This is a genomic window from Endozoicomonas sp. (genome assembly GCF_031844845.1).
Lineage (GTDB): Bacteria > Pseudomonadota > Gammaproteobacteria > Pseudomonadales > Endozoicomonadaceae > Endozoicomonas.
In genome coordinates this window covers 1-26,906 of sequence record NZ_JAVRMB020000290.1, presented here as the reverse complement: position 1 = coordinate 26,906, position 26,906 = coordinate 1, and the positions used below count along the sequence as shown (strand labels likewise).

General features: G+C 47.3%; 21 protein-coding genes, 2 rRNA genes and 1 pseudogene. 14 read left to right on the top strand and 10 right to left on the bottom strand.

The features are described 5' to 3' along the window. Positions 1-191 precede the first annotated feature (191 nt). The 4 genes from RM811_RS15770 to RM811_RS15755 all read left to right on the top strand — a co-directional run bounded on the left by RM811_RS15770 (position 192) and on the right by RM811_RS15755 (position 2,189). Positions 192-503, top strand: a complete 312-nt coding sequence (locus RM811_RS15770; protein WP_402526137.1) for a hypothetical protein — start codon at positions 192-194, stop codon at positions 501-503. A gap of 80 nt (positions 504-583) precedes the next feature. After that, the gene (locus RM811_RS15765; protein ID WP_402526134.1) at positions 584-760 is read left to right on the top strand and encodes a hypothetical protein; all 177 of its coding nucleotides are present in this window, start codon (positions 584-586) and stop codon (positions 758-760) included. Further along, positions 757-1,641: a hypothetical protein gene (locus tag RM811_RS15760; protein WP_402526132.1), complete on the top strand. Its 885-nt coding sequence runs from the start codon at positions 757-759 to the stop codon at positions 1,639-1,641. Before RM811_RS15765 ends, RM811_RS15760 begins: the two co-directional genes overlap by 4 nt. Further along, positions 1,638-2,189 (top strand): metal-dependent hydrolase, encoded by a 552-nt coding sequence (locus tag RM811_RS15755; RefSeq protein ID WP_402526129.1) that lies wholly within the window; start codon positions 1,638-1,640, stop codon positions 2,187-2,189. Before RM811_RS15760 ends, RM811_RS15755 begins: the two co-directional genes overlap by 4 nt. Before the next feature lie 451 nt (positions 2,190-2,640). Here the strand turns inward: RM811_RS15755 and RM811_RS15750 are convergent, their stop codons facing one another. The 4 genes from RM811_RS15750 to RM811_RS15735 all read right to left on the bottom strand — a co-directional run bounded on the left by RM811_RS15750 (position 2,641) and on the right by RM811_RS15735 (position 4,788). After that, positions 2,641-3,093: an Lrp/AsnC family transcriptional regulator gene (locus RM811_RS15750; protein ID WP_402526127.1), complete on the bottom strand. Its 453-nt coding sequence runs from the start codon at positions 3,091-3,093 to the stop codon at positions 2,641-2,643. Positions 3,094-3,253: 160 nt separating this feature from the next. Further along, complete coding sequence (locus RM811_RS15745) at positions 3,254-4,189, bottom strand: SIS domain-containing protein (protein WP_402526125.1); 936 nt, start codon at positions 4,187-4,189, stop codon at positions 3,254-3,256. A 93-nt stretch (positions 4,190-4,282) separates the two neighbouring features. Then, entirely contained in the window at positions 4,283-4,597 is a 315-nt protein-coding gene (locus tag RM811_RS15740; RefSeq protein ID WP_402526123.1) for a Rieske (2Fe-2S) protein, read from the bottom strand. Positions 4,598-4,605: 8 nt separating this feature from the next. Further along, a complete protein-coding gene (locus RM811_RS15735; RefSeq protein WP_402526121.1) occupies positions 4,606-4,788 on the bottom strand; it encodes a type II toxin-antitoxin system RelB/DinJ family antitoxin in 183 nt (60 codons plus the stop codon). Positions 4,789-5,156: 368 nt separating this feature from the next. On the opposite strand from RM811_RS15735, the gene RM811_RS15730 reads away from it, so the two are divergent. The 4 genes and pseudogenes from RM811_RS15730 (at position 5,157) to RM811_RS15715 (ending at position 16,434) form a co-directional block, all read left to right on the top strand. Beyond that, the gene (locus RM811_RS15730) at positions 5,157-7,211 is read left to right on the top strand and encodes a transglycosylase SLT domain-containing protein (protein WP_402526119.1); all 2,055 of its coding nucleotides are present in this window, start codon (positions 5,157-5,159) and stop codon (positions 7,209-7,211) included. A gap of 104 nt (positions 7,212-7,315) precedes the next feature. After that, the gene (ispG, locus tag RM811_RS15725; RefSeq protein WP_402526117.1) at positions 7,316-8,551 is read left to right on the top strand and encodes a flavodoxin-dependent (E)-4-hydroxy-3-methylbut-2-enyl-diphosphate synthase; all 1,236 of its coding nucleotides are present in this window, start codon (positions 7,316-7,318) and stop codon (positions 8,549-8,551) included. Between the two features lie 691 nt (positions 8,552-9,242). Then, positions 9,243-9,488 (top strand): annotated as a pseudogene (locus tag RM811_RS15720) (helix-turn-helix domain-containing protein); the annotation flags it as partial. Positions 9,489-9,738: 250 nt separating this feature from the next. Beyond that, positions 9,739-16,434 carry a hypothetical protein gene (locus RM811_RS15715; protein ID WP_402526115.1) on the top strand — a complete coding sequence of 2,232 codons (6,696 nt, stop codon included), beginning with the start codon at positions 9,739-9,741 and terminating at the stop codon, positions 16,432-16,434. Between the two features lie 6 nt (positions 16,435-16,440). Here RM811_RS15715 and RM811_RS15710 read toward each other — a convergent pair whose 3' ends face one another. Beyond that, complete coding sequence (locus RM811_RS15710; protein WP_402526112.1) at positions 16,441-16,635, bottom strand: hypothetical protein; 195 nt, start codon at positions 16,633-16,635, stop codon at positions 16,441-16,443. 48 nt (positions 16,636-16,683) lie between these two features. Here RM811_RS15710 and RM811_RS15705 point away from each other — a divergent pair, with 48 nt between their 5' ends. The 3 genes from RM811_RS15705 to RM811_RS15695 all read left to right on the top strand — a co-directional run bounded on the left by RM811_RS15705 (position 16,684) and on the right by RM811_RS15695 (position 18,988). Then, on the top strand, positions 16,684-17,769 hold the full coding sequence (locus tag RM811_RS15705; protein WP_402526110.1) for a hypothetical protein: 1,086 nt from the start codon (positions 16,684-16,686) through the stop codon (positions 17,767-17,769). Between the two features lie 80 nt (positions 17,770-17,849). Then, complete coding sequence (locus RM811_RS15700) at positions 17,850-18,137, top strand: hypothetical protein (RefSeq protein WP_402526108.1); 288 nt, start codon at positions 17,850-17,852, stop codon at positions 18,135-18,137. Between the two features lie 125 nt (positions 18,138-18,262). Continuing rightward, a complete protein-coding gene (locus RM811_RS15695; protein WP_402526141.1) occupies positions 18,263-18,988 on the top strand; it encodes a M20 family metallopeptidase in 726 nt (241 codons plus the stop codon). Here RM811_RS15695 and RM811_RS15690 read toward each other — a convergent pair. Then, positions 18,985-21,372 carry a penicillin acylase family protein gene (locus tag RM811_RS15690; protein WP_402526105.1) on the bottom strand — a complete coding sequence of 796 codons (2,388 nt, stop codon included), beginning with the start codon at positions 21,370-21,372 and terminating at the stop codon, positions 18,985-18,987. The two genes, RM811_RS15695 and RM811_RS15690, sit on opposite strands and share 4 nt — an antisense overlap. A gap of 284 nt (positions 21,373-21,656) precedes the next feature. On the opposite strand from RM811_RS15690, the gene RM811_RS15685 reads away from it, so the two are divergent. After that, a complete protein-coding gene (locus tag RM811_RS15685) occupies positions 21,657-22,322 on the top strand; it encodes a 7-cyano-7-deazaguanine/7-aminomethyl-7-deazaguanine transporter (RefSeq protein ID WP_402526139.1) in 666 nt (221 codons plus the stop codon). A 132-nt stretch (positions 22,323-22,454) separates the two neighbouring features. Here the strand turns inward: RM811_RS15685 and RM811_RS15680 are convergent, their stop codons facing one another. After that, positions 22,455-22,850, bottom strand: coding sequence for a hypothetical protein (locus RM811_RS15680; protein ID WP_402526103.1), 396 nt, complete (start codon positions 22,848-22,850; stop codon positions 22,455-22,457). 129 nt (positions 22,851-22,979) lie between these two features. On the opposite strand from RM811_RS15680, the gene RM811_RS15675 reads away from it, so the two are divergent. Next, the gene (locus RM811_RS15675) at positions 22,980-23,381 is read left to right on the top strand and encodes a PPC domain-containing DNA-binding protein (RefSeq protein WP_402526100.1); all 402 of its coding nucleotides are present in this window, start codon (positions 22,980-22,982) and stop codon (positions 23,379-23,381) included. On the opposite strand, the gene RM811_RS15670 is transcribed toward RM811_RS15675, so the two are convergent. After that, positions 23,378-23,917: a chorismate mutase gene (locus tag RM811_RS15670; RefSeq protein ID WP_402526097.1), complete on the bottom strand. Its 540-nt coding sequence runs from the start codon at positions 23,915-23,917 to the stop codon at positions 23,378-23,380. The genes RM811_RS15675 and RM811_RS15670 overlap by 4 nt on opposite strands. 320 nt (positions 23,918-24,237) lie before the next feature. Here RM811_RS15670 and RM811_RS15665 point away from each other — a divergent pair, with 320 nt between their 5' ends. Then, complete coding sequence (locus RM811_RS15665; protein WP_402526094.1) at positions 24,238-26,295, top strand: ankyrin repeat domain-containing protein; 2,058 nt, start codon at positions 24,238-24,240, stop codon at positions 26,293-26,295. 191 nt (positions 26,296-26,486) lie between these two features. On the opposite strand, the gene rrf is transcribed toward RM811_RS15665, so the two are convergent. Both rrf and RM811_RS15655 read right to left on the bottom strand, forming a co-directional pair. After that, a 5S ribosomal RNA gene (gene rrf, locus RM811_RS15660) occupies positions 26,487-26,602 on the bottom strand. 217 nt (positions 26,603-26,819) lie between these two features. Beyond that, positions 26,820-26,906, bottom strand: a 23S ribosomal RNA gene (locus RM811_RS15655); the annotation flags it as partial.

Genomic DNA, 26,906 nt, shown 5'->3' with positions numbered 1-26,906 from the left:
CACATTATTGGGTGGCATCATCTTCTGAATGACGGACTCTTTGAACTCTTCTGAATAGCGGGCCATTGATCACTCACTGACCGCCCCCTGTTTAGATTTCTAATTTCAGGAGAGGTGACAACTATGCTGACACAGGGGGGGGTTTAGATTGTGGATGTCCTATTTCTTATTTTTTTTGTCTTGTTTTGTGGATGTCCTATTTCTTTTGGCTCGATAGCGATGGTATCTTTCTGCAAGCCATCAACTGCTACCCGGAACCCACCAAATTTTATGTGGAGCTGAACCTGGAGGCCGGCCTTCGTACCCAGGGCGTCGTCACCGCTGACAACACCACCATCGGCAAAGAATACATTGGCATTGTCGCCAGTATGCCGCTTTATTCCGCTACCGAGTTAAACCGACAACGGGAAAGGGAATACATGCGGCGCACAGGCACCGCTGAGCTTATAGGTCGATTTTTAACGGCCATAGCTACACACGAAACCATGCCCGGCGGGAAATAACACTCTTTCGGGCCTTAGAAGCCCGCTCACAGATACGAGTAAAAAAAGGCATTGTCAGCACCGATGAACAGGTGGCGTTGATGGAGAAACTGCTGGGCGCCCATAAAACACTGATCCAGGCGGAAGCAAGCATTACTACGGCACGTCTCGGGATTACCGGGCAGTGCTCAGAAGATAAACGGTCAAGTTTGAATAACTGGCTAAAAAGAATGGCCGTTGTGCCCGCACCTGTTGGAACTACTGAGGACAGAAAATGAAACCGGAAGCAATTAAGAGTGCCTTTAAGCACTATCAGGAAGATACAGGGCGCAATGATTTAATTAGCGATATTGGCATGATGAATGGGCAGGTTGTCAGACTCGCTGACCTGCCCGGAGAGCAAAGAGAACGATCAAGAGAAACATTGAATGCACAATTGAAGAAAACCAGACCAGAAGTACCAATAAAACCTGGAACGGCAATTTCTGAATACATTATCAGTGATACCAAAACACCGGCAGTGGGAGAGGCTGAAAGTGGACAGACCACTGGGGCAGTAAAAACTGAGGATGCAGAAGTAAAAGCAATACTGAAACAGTATAAAGATGATTATGCACCGCAATTCAAAAATATAAACGAAACGCTGGAGACTCAAATCATTCTTTTTGAAGGTAATTTACTCTGCGTGTCGAAAACCAAAAGAAGCATGAGAAAGGATCTGGGGTTTAGTACTTTCACCACCATATTTACCCGTGATGAATGGATATTTGATGAAGTAAAGAAATCATTAAAAATTGACAGTAGAGATTTTTTTATGAGCACCGTAGAAGCGCACCAATTCGAGAAATTTTGTACAGAGCAAAAATTGCCTATGGCAAGGCCAAAACGCATGACCTATGCCAATATCACTAATAGCGTCACCGACAACTTAATTAAAGATAAAATAAGCTCACATGACTCAAAAGACTTCATGAAGGCCTATCTGACAACAACGGACAATGGTAAAAGCACTGTGCGCTGTGCAGATGTTCTTGGTATGGAAGTCTATGAGGTAACCGTTACTGGTGGCTGGAAAGACAGAGAGCCAGAAGACCATGGCCTTAAAAAGTTTTTTGATGTAACCGCCCACATCAGAACCAAAAACACTAAACCCTTATGAAATGGATTAACCACGTCCTGATCGCCGGGGCGGTCACTGCTGTTTATGACGTACGATTGGTACCACCAACCATTATCGGGGCCACTGCTCCGGACTGGATGGAGTGGGTGTTAAAGGCGGTTGGCAGGCCGGTAAAACACCGGACTTCGACCCATTATCTGAGCGTGTGGAGCCTGGCCTGGATCGCGGCCATTTTCCTGCTGCCCGGGGGATTGGCGAGCACGCTGATTATGGCGTTTTGCTGGGGTGGGGTGACGCATATTCTCACGGATGCCATGACGGTTTCCGGGGTGCCGTTAAGCCCCTACAGTGACCGGCGGTTTCATTTATTTGGTGGGCGGTTCCGGACGGGTGAGCCTGTGGAGTACGGCATTTCTGCGGTGGTTGTTTTTAGCTGCATCGGATTGATGACGCTGATGCCCAGTGGTAGCTGGGCGCCGTTTTTTTATGACTGGGCTGGGTATTACGAGAGCGGTGTTATTGATGGGTATGAGTGGCGGGTGAACCGTTTTGAACCTCGTTCCCACGCTCTGCGTGGGAATGCATAGCCAACCACAGGAATCGTGTCTGTGGTTGGGTCCTGGCGCTACCACGCAGAGCGTGGGAGCGTGGGAGCGAGGAGGGTTTTGCGACAACCGCCTTCGCGGGGATGACGGTGTGAACCTCGTTCCCACGCTCTGCGTGGGAATGCATAGCCAACCACAGGAATCGTGTCTGTGGTTGGGTCCTGGCGCTACCACGCAGGACCCACAGGGCCTAAAAGCGTGGGAGCGAGGAGGGTTTCTCCTCGTTCCCACGGTCCCCCGTGGGAATGCATACCGAACCCGTCACAAATAAAACAGCCTGCATGAAACGCCCACAAATCCGGGAAAAGAGAGATCCCTCATCATTCGGCCAGCTCCGGTATGCATTCCCACGCAGAGCATGGGAACGAGGTTAACGCATTGCAACCATGCAGTAGCCCACAAAAGCGCAAGGAAGTTATTCCAGAACAAATCCTTATAGTGGTAACGCTGTCGTGTACTTCATCTGTTCCATGGCAAAGCTGGAGGTAACATCTGTCAGTCCATCCACAGCATTAACCAGCGCCTTATAAAACCGGTCAAAGGACTCTATATCCTTCACCACAACCCGAAGCAAGTAGTCATACTCACCACTCATCCGATAGCACTCAGCTATTTCCGGGTAGCCACTCACCACATCCCCAAAGGATTCCAGCCACTCACTGTTATGATGACGAGTCTTGATATGAACGAAGACCGAGACGCCCAGCCCCACCCTGGCGGGGTTCACCAAGGCAACACGCTTTGTGATAAAACCTTCACTCTCAAGACGCTTGATACGCTTCCAGCACGGTGTAGGCGATAAGTTTACTTTCCCGGCCAGTTCCACCATAGAAAGCGTTGCATCTTCTTGCAGTTCACGGAGGATATTCCGGTCAATTTTATCCATTAAGCCATTATCTTCATTGAACGAAAAAATTATGACTGTTCGAACCCTGCTCCAATAAAGGAAGATGCACAAACAGAAGAGATGAGCTTAACAGATTTGATAGTCGGTCAAACGGTGACAGGGTGTATGAAACATACACCCTTAATAAAGAAAAAATTAACTAAACTTTATCCATAGTCAGAAGGCCAATAACCTGCTGATCACGATCCTTAACCACCAGCGAATGAATGCCCTGTTCTTTCATTAGCAACCGAGCTTCTTCAGCACTGATATTTTCCTGAACACAAACAGGTGTGCCATTCATAATATTTCTTGCATGAATCCCCTGAAGGCTCTCTACTCCGGCCAGGTTACGACGTAGATCACCATCCGTAATAATGCCGCACAGCAAGTCACCGTCCATCACCAGGCACAGGTTAGTCCGATGACGGGTCATGGTCTGCATCACTTTACGAAGGCTGCAATCCGGCGAAACTACCGCCAGCTCTCCCCGCTGGACAACATCCCGCACCCAGACCATTTTCTGGTCACTCTGTTGAGCCTCGGGTGAGCTGAACAACCGTCGACGAATCAACGTTTCCGCCAGCAGGTCACCAATGGCCAGCAGAACCGTTGTATAGGTCGTCGGCGCCTGTGCGCGGTCTTCCCGGCTCTCCACCACACTGGCATCCAGTACAATATCTGCCTGTTCGGCTACCGGCCCATTGGGATCTCCGGTAATGGCGATCACTTTATTGCCCATTTGCCGGATGGCCGGATAAAGGCGCAGCAGTTCTTCCGTTCTGCCACTGTAAGACAGCATGACAATCACGTCGCCGGGACCAATCATACTCAGATTGTCTTCCCAGGTTTCAGCGGCATTCAGTATGTGTGTGGACAGCCCTGTGGCATAAAGAGTGGCAGCGATTTTCTGCCCCACCAGCCCGGACTGCTTCATGCCAAACATAATGGCCCGCCCACGACACTCGGCCAACAACTCCAGGGCAGCACTGAAACTACCATTGATCCGGGTCTCTAAAGCCCGGAGAGCCTCAATCTGACCGATAACGCTATTGCGCATAACGTCAGAAATCAGCTGGTTTTGGTCTAAACTCATAGTCCGTCTCTTCTAATCATTTTCCGCCAGTTTGACACAGAGGCGCTGATAGATAATTGATCAGGAGCATTGATCAATGGAGTCGCTACACGTTTATATCAGGTAGACAACTCCGCCTTTGACCTGGCAATCCAACGCAGTAAGCCTGTCTCCCGGACAAGGCCCGGCAATACACTCTCCGGTTTCCATCAGAAACTGTGCGCCATGGGTAGCACACTGAATCAGTCGCTTTTCTGAGTCCAGAAACTGATCAGGTTGCCACTCGAGGTTAATGCCAAAGTGAGGGCAGCTGTTTTCATACACATAAACCTGATCTCCCTGACGAACAGCGAACACATGCCCGCGTTCATTATGGAAGCCTTTGCTGCCCGGATCCTGCAGTTCATCAATAGAGCACAACCGAATCATAAGCGTTATTATTTCTCAGCAGGTTCTTCTGGCAGACGCACATCAAAAGGCATTCCCCGATGCAACACAATCTGACTGAAATAGAGGTTAATGGCCTGTGAGGTTGTTAATCCCAGCTGACGAAGAATATCTTCCGCCTCCTGCTTTAATCCCTCATCTATTCTTGCACGCACAGTCGTTTCTTTTGCCATAATCGCTACACCTCACTATAGAGTTATCTAAGCTCTTCTTAAAATAAGAAAAATATAAAGGAATCTTCTAAATATTAATTTACCGCCTCTCCCCTTACTCTCACAAAAGCCTCGAAAAAATCCGTAATTTTCACCAGCTTCAGGGCTATACCCTGCTGTTAAACTGCCGATTGACTGGTATCAAACGGCAAAATATAACAATCTATGAAAAGCAGGTAAAAAAATCTGCCGTGATTTATCCATAAAGCCTTCATAAAAGGCAGGTGTCATACAGTATGATGACAGGACTTTTGGCAAAACATAAAGAGTAAAACAGGATGTTTTACGCAGTCACCCATAAGGATCACAGAGGTAGAAACGCTTTTGTTATGTTAAACAATTTATCTCATAGCTTTACTTGTTTTTCGCTGGCCATATCACTCCTGTTCTCTCCGTTCAGCTTTGGTAATGACCTTAACCGACAGCAATCGCTGTTCATTTCCGTTGAAAAAGCATTAAAAAAAGGCGACTACCAGCCTTACCAGAAGTATCGTTCTGAGCTTAATGATTACCCTCTGGCTCCCTATCTGGAGTATCTCAGCCTGTCAGGTAATCTGAAAAATCTGCGCCAGAGGGATATTGACCGCTTCTCCAACAAGTACCCGGACCTTCCTCAGGCAGACCAGCTGCAGTGGCAATGGCTCCGCTACCTGGCCAGTAACCAGCGCTGGCAATCCTATCTTGCCGCCTATCAACAGGATGATGGTGGTCGCTATCAATGCCTGAAAGGTATTGCCCTGCAAAAAACGGGGCATAAAGAGCGAGCCTGGCAGGAAGCAAAAACGCTCTGGCTTAAGGGCAGCTCTCAGAATCAGGCCTGCGATCCGCTTTTCGAAAGCTGGAAATCTGCAGGCGAACTTTCCCAGAGCCTGATAATCACCCGTTTCTGGATGGCAGCAGAACAGAACAACACATCCCTGGCACTCTATCTTGATAAGTCCATTACAGACCCGGCCTTCAAAGCATCCACCCAGCGGTTCTGGAAGATACATAAAGATCCCGGGCTATTGGCTTCAACCCGTTTTAATGGTCAGCTTGAACACCAGCGGACCATTATGATCCATGGCATTAAGAGGCTGGCTTCCAAAGACCTGGACCTTGCCGTCAATACCTGGTTGCAACTACGGGACAGCCACCCATTTTCCCTGAAACAACGGTCAATGATTGACCAGCGACTGGCCATGAAAGCGGCAAAAAACTTTGTGGACAATGCAGAAACCCTCATTGCCCGGCTGGATCCCGATTTTCAATACCACAAGGTGACCGAGTGGCGAATCCGACTGGCATTAGCTGAGCAAAACTGGGACAACGTTCTGACACTGATTGCCCGTTTGCCCAAGTCCTTCCAGAATCACAGTCGCTGGCGCTATTGGGGTGAAGTTGCCCAGTTAAAATATCAGGAAGAAAATAACCCTGTGGGGGCGATACCATTTTCAAAGAAACCGACGCTTCTCAAAACACCCACACTCAGAGCACTGAGCAAAGAGCGTAACTTCTATGCCTTTCTGGTCGCTGACCTCAAAGGGCAATCTTTTCAGCTAAACCACCAGCAGAAAGCTATTCGCCTGCAAGACCTGCAGAAACTCAAACAATATTACCCGGGTTTTAAGCGCATTCGTGAATGGATATACCATGAGCGCTTCTATAACGCACAGTCAGAACTCAACCGGATTACCCCAAACCTGGACAATACCCAGAAAAAATTAATCCCCTATCTGGCCCAACAGTGGGAATGGCATCACCAGGCCATTATGTCGGCAGCTCGTGCAGCGCTCTGGGATGATCTGGATCTTCGCTTCCCTGCACCCGAGTCCGATATCTTCAGCAAATATGCGAAAAAACGTGACCTGGATTACCCTTGGGTTCTGGCCATTGCCCGTCAGGAAAGTGCCTTTAATCCCAGGGCCCGCTCACACTCCGGGGCCATGGGTCTGATGCAATTAATGCCAGCCACGGCAAAACAGGCGGCCAGGAAAGCCGGGATACCCTACCGCAAAAAATCAGAGCTCTATAAGCCAGAAATTAATATCGCCCTGGGAACCACCCACCTGGCCTGGTTGTCAAAGCGCTTTGAGAACAGTTTGATTCTTGCAACCGCCGCCTATAATGCCGGTAGTACTCCGGTTAATCGGTGGTTAAAGCAAAGAGGCCACTTACCGCTGGATATCTGGATTGAAACCATTCCCTACGATGAAACCCGTAACTATGTTCAGAGTGTTATGGCTTTTCGTGTGATATACAGCCAGAGACAGCCTGAGCTAAAAAGAGAGCCTGCACAGAAAAGAAAGCCTGCACGTATGTTCTCACCGCAGGAAGTGGCCTCTTTAAGTTTGAACCAGCAGGAGCCTCCCGTGATTGCACAGAGAGAGCAGAGCAAGCCATGAATAGAATGCTTCGGTTTTTCTCTCAGGACAAATCAGTAATCTCTGATAAACTGACTGGTTCTAATTTAAATTGTTGAAACACAATCAACAGGAGAACAACGTTTATGGACAGGCGTCATAAAACCCATACCGTTCAGGTTGGACACGTCGCCATTGGCGGCGATGCTCCCGTCGTGGTTCAGTCAATGACCGACACTGATACCGCTGATGTCCAAAGAACCATTGACCAGGTTCGCCTGCTGGCGGATGCCGGCTCGGAAATCGTCCGCGTCACCGTCAACTCAGAGGAAGCGGCCGCAGCGATACCGGCTATCTATGAAGGCCTGGCCAAACATAACTGCAATGTCCCCATCGTTGGCGACTTTCATTACAACGGTCACCTACTGCTGACCAAGTACGATGAAACCGCCAGACTCCTGCACAAATACCGCATCAACCCCGGCAATGTTGGCTTTGGCAATAAAAAGGATGATCGTTTTAATGCCATGATTGATGTGGCCATTAAATACGATAAGCCTGTACGTATTGGCGTTAACTGGGGCAGCCTTGATAAAGAGCTTTCCACCCAGCTGATGGATGAAAATGCCAAATCCGAAAATCCGAAACCTTCTCAGGAAATACTCCATGAAGCGCTGGTGCTTTCCTCACTGACCAGTGCTGATGCTGCGGTAGAGCGCGGTCTGGGTGAAGATAAAATCATTATTTCCTGCAAGGTTTCCCGGGTTCAGGATCTGATTCGTGTCTACCAGATGCTGGCGGATCGTTGTCAATACGCCCTGCATCTTGGGCTGACTGAAGCCGGCATGGGCAGCAAAGGCATTGTTTCTTCCAGCGTGGCTATGGGCATCCTGCTTCAGGAGGGCATTGGTAATACCATTCGCACCTCTCTGACGCCCGAACCCGGTGCCAGCCGCGACAAAGAAGTCATCGTTTCTCAACAGATTCTGCAGGCCCTGGATGTTCGCAGTTTTGCTCCGGAAGTGACGGCCTGCCCTGGCTGTGGACGTACCACCAGCACCTTCTTCCGGGTTCTGACCGATGAAGTGGATGGATTCCTGCGCAGCAGAATGGTCAACTGGCGACACCAGTATGTGGGTGTGGAAACCATGAAGGTTGCCGTGATGGGCTGTATCGTTAATGGTCCTGGCGAAAGCAAGCATGCCAACATCGGTATCAGCTTGCCAGGTACTGGCGAGGCACCTTCTGCACCAGTCTTCGTCGATGGCGAAAAAGTCACCACGCTGAAAGGTGAAAATATCACTGAAGACTATAAGAAAATGATTGAGGACTATGTCCAGAAAACATACGCGCCCCGAGACCAGCTGATCGCCAGCCGATAGTTGATGTCGCCACGGAGTGGTTTTCTCCGTGGCTGTTTTCCAAACGCTATTCTCTGTTCAACTTCACCTTCCAGTTCTCAGGAAATTAGCAAAACAGTCGTAAACCCTCGCATAAAATAAGCAACAATAGTTTTCAGTCATGTTAAAAGCCACTCTTAGGGTAGACGCTTACGGTAGACATTAAGCATCTATCCACTAATTCCAAGAGCCAAAGCCTGAACCACAAAGCACACAAAGAGCACGAAGAAGAGCTTCTCTCATTAAGAAGAGCTTTTCTTTTCCTTTGTGCTCTTCGTGTGCTTTGTGGTTCCAATTCAAGACCCGCAACACGTATCAATCAACTTGTCAGCGCCAGTCAGCAGGGGCCAGAGAAAGAGGGCACCATCAGGAAGAATTCCTTAATGTCTATCCTAAGAGGGTAGACATTAAGCCGCTTCAAATCGGCAGACGATAAAGACTTGGATACTCTCCCATGAGGAGCAGGTCTGGCAGCCGTAGCTCGGTTCCCCGTTCAGGAGAGCCGACGGTCTATACCATCGACAAATACGGAGTCGAGTGTTGCATGGCGGTTGGTTCGGGTGTCGGCTCGCAAGCGAACCGACCTACGTCGAAACATAAGCGGGCCAACGAATAATTCCTTAATGTCTACCCTAAGAAAAACCACTAAAGTACGCATTTACCCAACACCCGAACAGGTGAAATTTTAAACCGTCAGTTTGGCGGTGTGCGCCATGTGTGGAACAAAGCATTGGCAATAAAGACACATTACTACAAAGTTCGGGATGCAGGGATTTTCGATCTAATGAATGACCGCACACCCGCTTCTGCCGCCCTGCTGAACTTACACAAAAAAACTGCGATTTTATCCTTCAAACGGAAAAAACATTTGTGCCGATTTCAATGGCGGTCAATTAACAAACTAACCATTCATTCATAAATCTTCTGACAGCTGTCTTATATCTCAATCCGTTGAACTTAAATCAGTTCTCCAAAAAAATAAAATTGATCTAGAATCCTTATTGGTAAGGATATCGCCTGTTAACGGTGACATAACAAAAGATAATTCGGATTAAGGCATTTGGTTCAATCAAGTAAAAAATATATAAAAAGTTCTGGTTATAGATATTTTTCAAAGGCGCAGGTTCAATAAATATTCATTGATATTTGAACGGTGGTGAGTACCTTTTATGACAATAGAAATACAAATATCGTCTCCGAATGCATCGATGTATCCAGCATTGGGACAATCACCAAGACAAAGTGAAAACACCCTTGGTTATCTGATCGGCATTATCAATCCGGGCAGCGATAACTGCATGCCGTCCACTTCGGGGGATTCGGACACTCCCGCCCCACCCTTGTCCACCAGAAACGCAAGCCATCTCCCGCAGGAAATAGAATCTTTCAGAGCCAGTGATGTGTATGCCTGTTCAATCAGTCAGCTCGGAGACTGTAGCGACGCCAATGATATTGCTCCAGCCATGCTGGCCAAAATGCCTGCAAAGGAAGGATCACCGCAAGGCAGGATTTTAGTGATTGAACAGGGCGCTACAGTAAGGCTCTATTCTGACACTTCGCCTCCCGGCGGACAGGTACTGGGGGAAAACGAGACATTAGAATTAGAAGGTGTCGTATATGTCCAACTCGACGAAGGTGTAAAAGGCGACAGTGTGTATCGGGAGATTATTACCGCTGCCGCAAATACCGAAAAAACCGAAAAAACCGAATCTTCGGACATCAGTGATGAGGCCGTCAAGTTGCTGCGTGAAGAGGTGGCAGACTTTATCAGGAAAGAACCCGACATGGCTGAAGCGGAAAATCAGGCTCTGGAAAATGATCCATTCGATTCATTGGAATCCACTGAGGCCGTCGCTGTCTACAATAGCTGCCCTTCCCCTGACAATCCCAGCTTCAAGCTTACCCGCAGGCAACACCCTGAGCATACTGTGTTTATCCCCAAGCCCGCACGCCCGTGGGCAGAATCGCTCATCTACTTGCTGAACGGCATTGCGCCGGTGGTAAGCAAGGTAGTCCGGAATATAGTCTGGAATACAGTCAGAGAACCGCTATTTGGCCCTTTGCCGCTCAGGAAAGTGACCTCCATCGCTACCACAGATCCTTCAACGGCCGCATCATTCCACCGTTATATTAATAATCATAAAAATCTGGCCAACTTTATTACCGTGCTTGACCAGGGATTGAATGAAGCGGAAGAAGGGGGATTATCCGATGACGACAGGATATCGTTTGAGGATACCAAACGGCTCTCCCAACGGCTGCAAGAAATCCTTGAAACGGGAGCTACCCTGACTGAAGAAGGGAGCGCGAACCTGTGGCGTTTAATTGAGCCACTTTATCTGGAGGATCAGTGCCCGGTCCCACCGGAAGCCACTGAGGCCACTGAGGCCACCGGGGATGAAGACGTCCCTCACTTCGATAACCGCTGCAATAAAAGCGACAATGGAACAGCAAAATCCGCCACTGCCCGACCATCCCCCGCCGAGAGTCATGATCCTTCGCCCCCCCTGCAGGCAACGAATACCGGGCAAAATGGCCCGACATCCTGCCTGAAACAGATGGTTAATTATATCTGGAATGCGTTGCCCGGGGACCCGTTGACCCTGCCCGGCGTTGCCGGAGAGATCCTCTCCGAGCCCCCCAATGATTCAGGCCCTCTTCCCCGGGAACCCGTCGGTCTGAACAGCACCGCAACCATTTCGGAGGTTACTGATATTCCGGACCCGCAAATCAGTCCCGTAGAAGCGATACGTACTCTTCTGCATAACCCGGCCGGACACATCCCCCCCTTTGATAGCAGCAATCCGAACATTACGGTCAGCCAGCAAAACTATGAGTACAGCCGTCTGGTCCTGAGCCTGTTTCAGCTGGGGATCATAGAGGATTATCAGCAGCCCTATATATTTATACCAGCTTCACCCACGGAGTCTGCTAATACGACGGAGATTGAATGTAAAGCAGTAAATCTGGCCAGCGATCCTTCCGCTCAGGTGATTAATGCCCTGGCAAAAACAGGCCCGACTGATAGCCTGGCTCGACAACTGGGCGAAATCCATTACCGGTCTTCGTTCCTGGACCGGTATATTTATGCTGGCTCCACCCAGGATCCCCCTCCGTCAACCAGCACCATTAATGAGGTTATTGCGAGTTGTTACCGGTTTGTTTCCGGTCAGGGTTATCAGCTCATAAAACAGGCTCTCACCTATCAGGAAGTGGTGACCGGGGAATGTCTGAACCAGGAACCGCCGGTGATTGAGGGAACTGCGCTGAATTCAGCAGCCGATTCCATAGCAGCACAATCGCCATCAGATGTTTCTGTTTATGCCCCATCTGAATCTACCCCGGTCACGACCACCACATCCGGGCAACCTCTGATTAACGACATTATTAACAACCAGCCATCACTGCTGGAGGCAATCAATACTGCTGTCGATCATATCGCTTCACTGCCTGACAACCGGCGTCATTCTAACCCGCTTGCAATACTGAAAACATCGTTAAGGGGGCGGGAATGGACAATCCCCGACTCAAACAAGGCATTGAACAAGTTTATGGCGGAATACCGGCGACTCGGTGAGCAACAGCGCAGAGTAGTCACGCTCTCCCCTCATAAAAACCTGGCTGGTTACCTGGAGAATCTGCGCACCCAAACCGGCCGGCCAGACCTGGCGCTGTCGGATAAAATATGGGTCAGCAGTCAACACAATGGCCTCCGTTTGTTAATCCCTTATAAGTTGCAAGCGGTTTTATCCGGAGCCTTATCCCGCTATGAGGCTGCACAGCTTATTCTGCCACAATCACTGGAACGTTTTCGCACGGAATGGGTTGCTGAAGACCTTGTCGACCAAGTGCGCTCTTTTGAGGTTGAGGAGGCGTTGCCCCCGGTCACGACCACACCCGGGCAATCTCTGATTACCCGCATTATTAATAACCAGCCATCACTGCTGAAGGCAATCAATAAGGTTGTCGATCATACCGCTTCACTGCCTGACAACCTGCGTCATTCTGACCCGTTTGCAATACTGAAAGCATCTTTAAGGGGGCGGACATGGACAATCCCCGACTCAAACAAGGCATTGAACAATTTTATGGCGGAATACCGACAACTCAGTGAGCAACAGCGCAAAACAGTCACGTTCCCCCTCCCCCTCCCTAAAGAACTGGCTAGCTACATGGATATGCTACAGCCGGCAGAGGGTCCCAGTACTCTGGACTTGTCAGACAGTGTTTGGGTGAGGCATCCAGATAAGGGGCTCCAGTTACTGATACCCTATACGGTGAAAGAGGTATTGTCCGGGGCATTATCTGGCTATGATCCGAAGCAGCTGATCGTTCCACCTGTACTGGATAAATTTCGTCGCTACCTGGTTCATGAGCACTTTGCAGAAATAATACATAACGCCCATGTATCTCGGGCTGGTGTGCGGGGGTCCTTACATAACTATCTGGAAATGTTCGACCACTATTCTGAACGGGAACAGCAACGTGCTTTAGCGACCGTACAAGCTCACGACCCCCATCAACTGAAAGGTTATTTACGGGTACTGCGAAGCCTTGAAACGTACTTCTCCCTCCCTGCTGAAGGTAGAGATGAGCTGAAGTTATCCGATAAGGTCTGGGTCAGACTGAATTCCGATGAGACTCTCTCTGTTATACTGCCCGTTTACCGTGTGGGGGAGGTCTTATCCGGGGCGTTATCCGGGTATGATCCGGAAACACTTATCCTGCCCTGGCAATTAGAAAAATACCGACACATCATTACCGTGAGAGGCTTTGCCGATATCCTTCACCAAGCCTGTCAGGAGCACTGCAACACTGACTCCATTAAACGCAACCAGGCCCCCCGGGATGTCCTTGGCAAATGCATGCATTTCAGTGAGAAGCTTCAGGATAATCGCTTTATCCTCTCAACCATTAACAAGATCGTAAACGAGATTGTCGTATATGAACCCGACCTGATGGAAACAGTGATTCAATGGTTGGCCGCGAAAGCGGGGACCCGTGTTTACAAGGACGAGCAGTTAGAAACGTATAAATTGGAATTCGAACAGGCTTGCCAGGCCGAGAAAGATCGACGTCGGAGTGAACCACCGTTGGGAGAAATCACCTGGAGATCCGAAGAACAACGACAGGGTTTCCTGAATTTAATTCAACCCGGTAACGACACTGAACAACTGACTTTATCTGACCGGATCTGGGTCAGGTTCACAGTGAATGGACTCCGACTGCTGGTACCCTATACTCTGGAGGAAGCATTGCAGGGTGCATTAGCCGGAATGGAAATAAAGCGTTTTCTGGTGCCACCGGCAGTAGAACGCTGGCTTCCCGATCTTACCAATGAAAACGTGACATCGATTCTGGATAAAGCCTATAAGGCGGATATGATCGAGACTATCAGGGCGCCTATTGCAGAGAAGCTAAACAGATTGGCATATCCTCTTACGAATCTGAAAATTAACGTTCAGATAATGATGGCTAACATTCCTGACTTTCCGCACGATAATCTGGATCTGCATACAACAATTGGATATTATAAGACGGTTACACTCTCACCGGATGTGCATGGAAAGGCCGGCATTGGGAGATCCAAAAAAACTGATATTCAACCGTATACAGTCCTGGATGTAATAATAAATACGGGAAAAGCAATAAACGCTCGCAACGCGTTTAAAAATATAGTCTTAAGTCCGCAATACAATAATCAAATGATGCGGTCTTTGGTAAAATCTTTGACTGAGATGAATTGGGAGAAACAACTGAATGAATTCGCCAATGATTGTAGAGAAGACAATAATTTTATAAATAGTCTCAGGCAACTGATGAAAAAAAACAGTGAGCTCTATCCCCCGCCCGATACGCTTAATCAATATATGATTCATATGGGGACTACAACAAACGCACACCCCTTTGTTGTAGCACTCATTGAGCATAAAGGAGCACGCGAAAAAGTGGCAGGACTTTATTCTTATCTAACCGGAAAGCGTTTCACATTCGATCAAAACACATTTGGCGTAGCAGACCACGATTCACGCCATGTTGAAATACTTCCTGATAAATTTGCAGCAGCAATCAAAAACGAAAAAGATTCTCCTGAAATATTCCGGTGGATGATGGAAAATGGAGGTGATAGTGCACTAAGGGAACTTTCTCATGGGTTGCAGTTCTACACTGACCTGAATCATAAGATGTCGTGGACCTGGAGTGGCGGAGGGGGGGCTGGCTACTTTATTAAAACCGCACCTACGAGACTTGCATCCGTAGCTTCCATGCTGGCAGAAGATTTGCACTCTACCTATGAGGAGGTAGAGCAGGAGGCAAGTGATAAAATAACCAGGGAACTATTTAATCTATTCAAAGATGTAGTGGGTGTGATAGGAATGATTCCTGTTGTTGGTGATCTTGTAGATATAGTGGGGACTTATGCCATTTATGAACTTGAAATGGCTTGGGAAAAAGATGTTTCACTGCTGAAAAAACTGGAAAAAGAGCAAAAAGTGGCTGGGTCGATAACTCTGACCGCTGGATTTGTACCGGGAGCGTCATCGCTACTAACTCACATTTTCAAGGGGCTAAGCGATGGACTTTCTATCACTATAAAGAAAGTCTTTAAAACTGGAAATCCAGGTATCGTTGCTAAAAATTCAGATATCGTTGCTAAAAAGCCAGTTATCGTTGTTGATGGTAGCCCAATAAAGATAGGAGAATTCGAACTGATTGACGGTTCGCCAAACACCAATCACTACCAACGGGTAATAGAGCCGGACAGCAAGACTTTTGGAACCCTGTGCAGTACTGTCAACTCCAGAATAAGACGTGCTGGCGATTCTGCTGAATGTGCACCAGTGGCAACAGTGGCAACAGTGACAGAAGCGGCACGATTGAAAAAAGAGGCTCTAAGAGACTCTATAATCACACCAGATCTTATGAAATACGTTGTCAGGAGAGAGGATGATGTGGTGGTCGCATATTTCCGTAATCCAGCTACAAGTACTACCGCTTCTTACAAACTTGATCCAATGGCTCCTTCCATAGATGTTTACCCCTATCTAAAGGATGCTTTTTTTAGAATGAAAGCAGATGCTGATAAATATGTAGCAGATTTGAAGGCCAAAATAGAAAGCGGTCCGACATCAACAGCTGATGTCGATGGTTTACGACGTAGAAATAACGGCTCAATCAGATCGGGATGGGACTTCTTTTCCGTTCAAGCCAAATTTGATCACACTCGAAAGCGTGCTCAAGCTAAATGTTTAGCTGTTGATATGGGTGGTCGCGTAATAGGAACCAATACTGGTGGCAGTTGGCCAGGAACTTTCACTCTGCGAGGCTATAAAAAAGCACTCCCAAAAATATATGACTCACAGAAACAGGTTGAGAGAAGCAAGAGACTCATTAAAACCTTGAAAGATGTTAGAAAGAATAGCCGTAACATAGATTCCAATTGGGCTGTATTGTCGGAAGCCCGTAAAACGTTGGAAGAATTAAGAACCGTCAATACAGCCTACAGAAAAAGAGCGCACCCCGGCATAGGAGCGAATCAAGATGCAGGCCCCAGCAAAAGAGTACGCACCGGCGAAGAAGCAAGCTCCAGCATGGGAGTCATCCCCCCTGGAAATAAAGCGATAGACCCTGCCCTAGACCTGGACTGGGATCTGGACTTGTACCTCGGCATGGACGGGCCGTTGGATCCTGCAGACCTAAACCTGGACTTGTACCTGAACAGGGATTTGAATCCTGCAAACCGGGGGGGCGGCCCTGACCTGGAGGGGGCGTTGGCCCCTGAAGTAGGCCAAGACGCGGAGGATCTATTCGAGGTGTTGGCCAGGGAGTTGGGCCCGAGTGCAGAGAAAAAAGGACATCCATAAAAATAATCACCCATCGTTGGCGACTTTCATTACAACGGTCACCTGCTGCTGACAAAATATGATGAAACCGCCAGGCTTCTGCATAAATATTGCATCAACCACGGCAATGTCGGCTTTGGCAATGTCGGCTTTGGCAATAAAAAGGATGATCGTTTTAATGGAGAGTGCACTGCAATGACACTTGACCTTGTATCCATTCATGACCGTACTCTTACATTAGGTCCTAACTCATCATCACCATGTGAAACCATGGATTTCGTAACTAAGGAAGCGACCAGGACTACACAAATTCTATGTACCCGTACTCCATTATCAAGATCGTTTTCGTATGCCACAGTTACTGAATTTTTCCCTGAAAAGGTCTACTTATCAGGTAGTCTCCGCTATGCTGAAGATATAGCAATCATCTCTGCCGAGTATCGTTTTGCTGTTATTAATGAGCGAGAAATTCATATCGTCAAACCCTTCATCAACCATTTAAATAGTAAAAATATCCTGGTATTAATTGAAAATGAAAGTGATAAGACAAACAAAAACTACTTTTTAAAATCGGGAGAGCAAGAACAAACTGATACAGACACATCCCTTTTTGGCTCTGCTCCACTTAATAGTAGAGAACCAAACCCTGACACTTCAGATGAGACTGCTTCTACTAAACGTCCAAGATTAGCAGGCCCTGAGGCAGAGTCTACTGATGATGCAATTCTTTCCAATAAATTAAACTACATTAATAAATGCGCTGCTTGTCATTATTTATTTACAAGAAGCAATACTAGATTACCTATATTTAAAACATGCAAAGGCGATAATGTTGCACACTTCTATCGTACAGACTCATCGCGTAATTCGGAGACCACAAATTGGCCGCACATTGAAGTAATAGAAGGGTGTGATTCGGAAGCCAGAACCTATACCGTTAAAAAAGTCACGGAATCCCCCATAGAGACCAGTCAGTATCGGCTTATATTACTCCGAAACAATGATGCTATAGGGGGGGGGACATTTGTTGCTTGCCAAAAAGCAATGGTTATCAAGAAAAAAACACTACCGTTAAAAACGGTGGATCCGGTTGAGTTGAATAATTTATTATTAGAGGCAGTTTCCAAAAACCACGCCACATCACCTTCTACATTGAGAGAAAACAAAAATTTGGTATTAGAACCACTTGATCCATATACAGAAAAACTCACAGAACAATTTAATATAAAAACTGCCTGTCTAAGTATACTTATTAAGCAGTATCAAAACAGGGCGAAAGAGTTTTTTTCCCATCGGGATACGGTCGGCAAACCAAAAGAAGAAATAGGGAAAGCACTAACGTTCATCGGGAATTAAAAAAAGAATTATTAGATAATAAAAAATGTGTTGAGAACATAATGCAGGGAGAGCTGGCTATTGAATACAGCAAACATTATATGCCTGATAACATGCGTACGCATGCTCTTCCAGCCTTGATAGAGAGTCAAAAATCGGAACAACAGAAACTGTCAACAATCAACCCTTCTGACAAGGATGCTTTCAAACCCTGCCAATTGGCAAGTCTGTTAATGGATGCCAGCTATGGCGCGGCCATGAAAGATGAACTGGAAAAATCCGAGAAAGAATTTATAGAGAATAATTCCGATAAATTACGTGGCCTAAGAACCTGTGGTAATATTCTGCTTGCTGAGCTCTCGCCTTTGACAATCGTGCCAATCAGATAGTCAGCCAGTCATTGATACCGTCTCGGAATTTTTTCTCCGAGGCAGTTGTGCAGGGGCTATTCTCTATTTAACTTCCAGCTCTCAAGAATTCCGTGAAATATGGATAAACCCAGTCGCCTTTTACAATAGAAATAGTTGAAGATCGAATGATTGGCCGGGGGGTTGCAGATGCCAGGCTGGCCATCGCGATGTTTTCAATACTCGCCAGAGAAATTTCTCAGGATGATACCTTCAAGGGAACGCTGGTTCTTGCTTTTGATGCGGATGAGCAGTCAGGACGCTTTACTGGCATTCAACAAATCATCCAAAAGGCTCCCAAAGCAGACGGTATTATTCTTGGTTACCAGGGCGCGGGAGAGATCTCCATTGGAGCCCGTGGCATTTTACGCTTGTGGATCAACATTCATGGAAAAGCTGCCCACCCCGGATCCCGGAGCCGCCAGGGTGTTAATGCCATCAATCTAATGGCTCAGGTACTATCAGCGCTGGGCCAGACCCATCTTGCTAACCATACTGAACCTTACTTCCCCTTCGGCAGCCAGCTTCAGCCAACCCTGATCAAGGGCGGCGATGCCCTTAACAGGGTTCCCGACCAGTGCTCAGCCTTTATTGATATCCGTCTTCTGCCATCCATGGAGAAAGGTGATGTAGTTGATCAACTAACATCAGTCATTGAGCGTGTTATGGCTGAGACTCCAGATGGTCACTACTCCATCGAGTTACTGGAGTGGCTATGCAGTCATGGCTGGCTATTATCACCGGGGCTATGGCCTGCCCTGGTCAGCTTTGTCCTGATGATCCTTTCATTTCAGTGGAAAGATCGTTATCAGGATAAGCTCACTGATATTTAAGGTTTCATGGTCAGCGTATACTTCGCCTCACCCGGTAAGAATGGGCTGGCCTTTCCTTCCACCCAGTCCATATAGCCAGCGCTAAAGAAGGGAGACAAAGGATGCCCACTCTGACCACCGGGCATATGGAAAATCGCTTCGTTTTCACGCCCGGGCGAAACCACCATTCGCTCTGATACGCCTTTATCTGAACGTTGAGCCTTAGGCATCCAGACATCGCCAGAGAGCGGTATCCCCGGCATATTCAACAGTTTGCCAAATACCGGGATTGCACCACTCAGAGGATGACGAATCTCCGCCATATTCCTTTGCCCCCAGGTTGCATTGGCTAACTGTTCAACACCACCCAGATCATTAATAACCTCATCAACGGTTTCCAGCAGCAGCTCATCCCAGCTTTCATAGCGAGGACTCAGCCAGTTCACAGGACGTTCATCCAGAAGACGCCATACCATCTCGGTTTCATGATTCAGCTTTTGCATAAAGCCGTCTTCAACGTCATCCCTGGCCTCTGGTGAGAGGGAAAGGAAATAGCGACCCAGTGAAGACATAATCTTCAGCTTCAGGGCATCGTTATATTCCCTGACGAGACGATATCCAACGTCATCTGTCGCCGCCTTGCCAGACCAGTTTTTCACATAACCATAGAATTTCTGCCGCGCTGGATTACTGTCTCGTACGTCTTCTGTGAGCGTCTCCAGGATTAAACGACGCCAGTTATCCATATAGAGTGCACGGTGATCCAATGAGATTTCCAACAGAGCCTGCTCATCGGCACTTTCCAGAGCCATCAGGGCATCACGGATTTGAATTTGCCGTGGTCCAAGAGCGTAGCCGCCATTGCCCATCTTGTCATAGTCTTCACCACTGACAATCCGGGCATTGGCCGTCCACACCCGCTTATTGGCAGGGTTGAACACACGAGGGTAGTCCACATCCGGCAGCCAGCCATTCCAGTTGTCATCAGCCTGCTGCCAGGGCAGAGGATAAGTGGAATCGATACCGGAACGGTTGGGAATCTGTCCGGCAACCGTCCAGCCAATGTTTCCTTCCCGGTCACCCACCGTAAAGTTCTGCGGCGGAATACCGCTGCCATTGGCAATGGCCATGCCCTGCTCAGCGTTCCGGGCAACCTCCAGATACATCAGATTTACGTTGGTTGCCTCTGGACGATAAGCCGTCCAGCGCAGGGCATACTGTGTATCATCGTAGAGTGAGTCAACCACGGGGCCCCAGTGCGTTCCCGAATACTCGACAGTAACGGGTTCCTGCCCTTTAACATTGATCGTCTCAGTCCATTTTTCCAGAGGCTTCGGCCCCTCAGTGGTCATGTACTGACCCTCTTTAATCTCCAGTTCTACAAGATCAACCCAGTCGCCAGCAGTATTGGTAAAGCCCCAGGCTATATGTGTATTGCTGCCAACAATAACAAACGGAGTACCCGGTAACGTCACACCGGTAATACTAACCATTTCCTGAGGCTGATCCGGGTGTGGATAACTAAGAGAGGCACGATACCAGATCGTCGGCACCCGATGGCTCAAGTGCATATCATCCTGAATAATTGCACTGCCATGGTCTGTTAACTCACCAGACACTGCCCAGTTGTTACTCCCGATCAGGCTGTCTTCCAGCGTCGTACCACCAAGATTGGCGTATAACTCCGCATCTTTGCTTCTCAGATCAACCAGCTCCGAACCAGGAGTAGAGGCATCAGGCAATATTCCAGGCTGCAGCGGTGAATCCCAACGGGTTTTCAGGGGAGAGAGGAAATCAATCACCTCTGGCGCAGTTACCCGGCTGAGGAAGCCCTTCAGATTATCCAGTTTGACTTCATCATCATTGAGATCAATGTACATGCTGAAAATCGACAGGAAGCCATCTTCATTTCTCCAGGGCTGAGGATCAACACCCAGAAGCAGGTATTCAAAAGGCACCTGTCCCAGATCCTCAAGACCCTGATTCACACCACTGGTATAAGCATCAAGCAATGCCCTGTGATCAGCAGTCATCAACTCAACAGCCTGTCGTGCCACTTTTCTAAAGCGATGCTTTCTCTGACGCTTGTCATGTTCCAGTGCCAGTTTACCAACCAGCTCGGAAAGTTCTCCTGCTGAGTTACGTCGGTTCAGATCCATCTGAAAAAAACGTTCCTGGGCGTGAAGGTATCCTGTGGCAAAAGCAACATCCTTACGGTCACTGCCCGAAATCAGGGGAACACCCTGAGCATCTCGTTCGATAGTGACCGCAGAATTCAGTAAAGGCGCCCTGATCTCTCCTTCCAGAGTGGGAAGGCTTTGGCGGAGAAGGACAAAAATCGTAAGGATAATAACCAGAGACAGTGAGACAAGGAGAAAAAAGCCTCTCCTTAACCAGATCAGCATTGCGCTACTCCATTGTTCTTATTATATAGGGCTGAAAAAATAACATAGTTTTGGCAAAGTTGCCTAATGAATGCAGAGCTCACCACCGTACCTATAACTCTCATCTTAAAATCCTGATCGACGCTATTAGCCTCCATCAAAATAGCATCACGCGCTGTCAAAAATTATTACTTTGTTCAAAGGTTGAAATACCGATAGAATACCGCCCGTTTTGAATGGCGAAAATGTACAAATATAAAGGTACGACGCCTGAGTTCCCTTACCTCAACGAAAAAGGACTTGCCATGCCAACCAGCAACCGCAACCTGAACCTGAACATCCTGTTTTTACTCTCGATATTTCATATCGTTACCATCACAGCCAGTAACTATTTAGTCCAGATTCCTTTCCAGTTTTTAGGCATGCATACCACCTGGGGTGCATTCACCTTTCCATTTATTTTTCTGGCTACTGACCTGACCGTAAGAATGTACGGCTCTGAACAGGCCCGGAAAATTATCTTTATGTCCATGTTCCCGGGCCTTTTGATTTCCTACCTGGTATCGGTACTGTTTGTGGATGGTGCTTTTCTGGGCATAGAAAGCCTTGCTGATTTTAATGTGTTTGTGGCCAGAATTGCCGTCGCCAGTTTTGCTGCTTACCTGATTGGCCAGATTATGGACATCACCGTCTTTAACCGTCTGCGTCAAAACGCAACCTGGTGGGTAGCACCGGCCTGCTCCACCGTCGTCGGTAACCTGATTGATACCCTGAGCTTCTTCAGTCTGGCCTTTGCCGGATCATCAGACCCATTTATGGCCGCAAACTGGATGGAAATCGCCCTGGTGGATTATGGCTATAAGCTGGCTATCAGCATGCTGTTCTTTCTGCCTATGTATGGTGTACTGCTGAACTTTATGGTGAATAAACTGAATATTCCCATCAATATGAGACCTCAACAAACTGCATAACAATATATGGACAAAAGAAAGCCCCGTTTAACGGGGCTTTCTTTTGTCCGGGAAAACCTGCTCACTTCAATAACTACTAAAAGACTGTAGACCATGTGCTTACATGCAATATTCTTGAGTCACGCAGGCTGATCATAAAATGTTATCCAACACTTGATTACGGGGACGTTTTTGAGGAGACAAAGGTTCAAATTTCGTTGCTACCAAAACACCTACCTCTGTTACACGCGCATAAGTGTTGCCTGCCTCCTGACTTGTTGAGAATTCAAAACGGCCACCAGCAGCGACAGTATATTCACCTATAATAAAACAGGATCTTGATATCATCCTAAGATCACTTATTAACTGTTTTTCTTCATTACCTGTCGTCAAGGCTGAGGAAATATTTCTCAGTGCTTCTTCTATGCACACGGAGAAATCTTTAAATGTCGCTTCAGACCGGCAATGTCGTACTAAATGGCGCTCATCGGCTAATTGTAGCTGCGAATCAAACCCTATACTTGTACAACATGGGCATATTACTTTCATTTTCAGACTCCAGAGATGACAATATTAAACATTAGGCATCGAAACATCCCGTGAGTTCCTGATTACTCCACTGGAGCGAAAAACTGAGTCCGTTAACTTAGCTGAGGGTAACCTGGAGTTTATCGTTCAATGAGTATTTCAGTACTGGCAATCCGGTTAACCAAAGGTACCGATCTCAAGAAAGCTATTCAGCAGATGGTACATGAACATCACATTTCAGCAGGCTCAATTGCCTCCTGTGTTGGTTGCCTGTCAGCAATAAATCTTCGTCTTGCCGGTGCTGATACCACTTTAGCGACTAAAGACCCTTTTGAAATTGTCTCAGTAATGGGGACACTGACACCGGATCATCAGCATATTCACCTTTCTGTAGCCGATAAGCATGGAGGTGTGCATGGTGGACATTTATTGGAAGGCAATATTATTGACAGTACAGCAGAGGTCATTATTCATAGTTACCCACAGCTTGGTTTTTCAAGAGATTTTGATCCATCCACTGGCTATTCTGAACTAATCATCAAGGACAGCTAGCTCTTAATCAACCGGATCATTTGAAGGCTTTGGAACAATTTCTTCTTATCACTCTCAGAAAGATTGGTCGCATTAACAATTCTTACAAACTCCTTTTGCATTTTATTATCGAAAGCCCTCCCTTCCTTTAGATAATCCCCAATTCTGATAATAATCTCGTCACCCAACGCCAGAAGCTTTGGCCTGACCTCCGAGGCCAAATCACGATGTCCATTATTATGAGGCTGAGTAAATAGCCAGTCAGCCATATAACGATACTGAATAGCTTTAGCGGCATCCATCTGAGCCTGACAGAAAGCCGTTATGGATTCAGGCTGCAGACCTGCCAGCTCTGCATCGATCAATGCCTTTTCAAGCACCTGTTTTTCTCTGGATAAATCTTCAACAGCACTGTGGCTTCTGGCCTTAAACAAGGCTACATCCTGCATGTAGACGAGTCGCTGGTTTATTAACTGAAAGATTCCATTCGACATTGTGTCTGCAACCGTCAGGATAGAGAGTGTTAAACACAATAAGCTGGCAACAACAGACTTCATAACAACCTCAGCAAATTGCCTGATTAAGTAGAGCGATACTCTATCGACCACATCTTATTTATCACCGGCGCTCTGATTTTTTATTACAATCTAACTAAAATAGATTATCTGCCATCGTAAGTAGCACTTTATGGAAATGTAAAATAATCACAGGAAAGACATTCGCAGCACCGCCTTGGCAAGGCTCTTTGCTGAACCCATAACCAGAGAGAAAATCCCGGGAAGCATTTTGACTGAACAGATCGCAACTTATTCATAAATAATGAGTCCAAGGCTGACAACCCACTTCGAATCACCCACCAGGATGATCTAACGACACCATGACGATTCAACTTCCCCAAAAAGCCGCTGATGCAATACCTGCCATAGCTACTCAACCGGATTTGGAACAAACCTCGTCATCTGGCCAACGATGGGGGCGATGTTTATCCCGTACAGGAAGGACTGTCCACCAGACACTGCCGAGAGTCGAACGGAGCCCCCCAGCATCAACAACTAACCTTATAAACCGGTTAGCAGTTCCACAGCCATCAGCGGCGGCTGCAACAAACGCCAGTAAATCTGTAACCACATCGAAAGCCGCTGCCCCCCCCGATATTGTAAATAACTTAAAAATCACCTTTTCCAATGGGGGTACAGCAACCCTGCAGGAAATACTCGATAGAAAACCAGAACTGATCAATCAGCCAGTCATGCTCAAATCAAAAAAAGATACAACCCTTTTGCATATGACCGCTTATCATGGGTATTTAAACGCTACTCAGACTCTATTGACCAAGGGGGCAAATAAGGATGCAAAAGATTTTTGTGGCTTGACCCCACTGCATGTAGCCACAGCCAGACATCATTCATCCGTTGTTGAGTTGCTGGTGAGCAGTAACGCAAATTTAGAAGCAACAGATAATAAAGGCAGGACACCCCTGCATGTAGCCGCCAGACTTAACTGTTCAAAGATTGCCAGTTATCTGATGGAACAGGGAGAAAATGCGGATGCAACAATGCATGACGGCTCGACACCCCTGCATGTAGCCGCTACACATGGCAGTTCAAATGTTGCTAAATGCCTGATAGAACAAGGAGCAAATACTAATGCCAAACGGACTGATGACTCGACTCCCATGCATTTAGCCGCTATACATGGCCGTTTAAAAATCACCAAATACCTGATAGAGCACAATGCAAATATTAATGAAAAGCGGCTTGACGGCTCAACGCCACTGCAACTGGCTAAATTATGTAAGCCCTCCCTTCCCGAAACCCTAATCCCTGACTCCCAGAAAACATTCACCGACAGAAAACGGGAGAGGAAGCACTACAGTAAGATCATCAAAAAGCTCAAAGACTGTCAGCAGTCCAAAAGCGGTGAGAGCAACAGCTCATATCCGAATCCGACGCGACAGGGCTTCCTCTTTCGTACCTTCAGAAGCAGGCAGGAAAGAGGTGCTGAACACACAGAAATGCGCGTAATTGAAAAAATACCCAGAGAATCCACTTCTGCGCCTCATCCACAACAACATGATTCAAGTACTACGACCTTCAGCCCACAGCCCTCAACAAGTCAACTCACATCTGCCGGGAGCCAAATTAGCTGCCAGCCTGAAGAAGCAGCGTCTTCTCTTCCGATAGCACCCGCCACGGCTGCATCGACTAACCGTTCAATACAGAGGGATGAATGCAAGGTGCACCCGTTATTGATCGCCTGTAGAGAGGGCGATGAAACGGAAGCAATGAATATCCTGAATCAGAAACCTGAACTTATCAATCAACAGTTCCCACCTGATACGAAAAGTAACCTGTTAATTACACCCTTGATAATGGCCAGCTATTGCAACCAGGTTACCTTGGTCGAAAGGTTGCTGAAAATGAAAGCAAGTATTCATGAAACAATGAACACACACCATACTGCCCTGCATATAGCGGCTCAACGTGGACACCCGGGTGTGGTTGGATTACTGGTTACGAATGCCTCGGACATTGATGCAAAAACTGATACAGGCTTTACCGCCCTGCATATAGCCGCTTACAAGGGGCATTTAAGCGTCGTGAAATTACTAGTGGAACTCGGTGCAAAGATTCATGAAAAAACTAATAATAATGACACTGCTCTTGACTTGTCTAAATCCAATAATAATAAAGAAATAACCACTTTTCTGAAAACGAGTGCTAAAGAAAAAGATACAAGTCATTCCCGACAACGACAGACAGGATTACTCCACGCCATAACCAAGAGATTACAAGGCACCAGAACAGGCAAAGATAGCGTCCAGACTGAAATGCGGGTCATGGAGGAACAGCAGCCCTTCTTAGCAGAAGAGAGGCCGCCGCTACAGGCGAACGAAGCCAGAAGGAATTCACTTCGAATTAAGCATTTTACATGATGAAGCCTGCTGGATCTGAATGTTTCCTCGCTCCCACACCCTGTCTGTGTAATCGCTTTGATTCATCCGTCAGCAACAACATCACTTGAGATAATCCCAACGTAAACTCCAGATACCCTGACGCCCTGAGATTCAAAAAAGTACAAAGCAAAAACCCCGACAGATTGCTCTATCGGGGTTTTTTAATTGGTGCCTGGCGATGACCTACTCTCACATGGGGAAACCCCACACTACCATCGGCGATACGTCATTTCACTACTGAGTTCGGGATGGGATCAGGTGGGGCTAACGCTCTATGGTCGCCAGGCTATGCTAGTGGCTAGAAACTAGTCTCAAGAAACAAGACAACAGCTCTAACCTAAACTAGTGGCTAGAAACAAGTGTCAAGAAACAAGACACTATCTCTAACCTATGGAATCCAATATTACTTAAGCTGAAATTCTTGCACGACACTCTACGTGTATGGCTTTTTGATACTTGTTTCTTGAAACTAGTATCTTGATGCTAGATCGCTTTGGCGTTATATGGTCAAGCCGCACGAGTCATTAGTATTGGTTAGCTCAACGCCTCACAGCGCTTACACACCCAACCTATCAACGTCATAGTCTTTG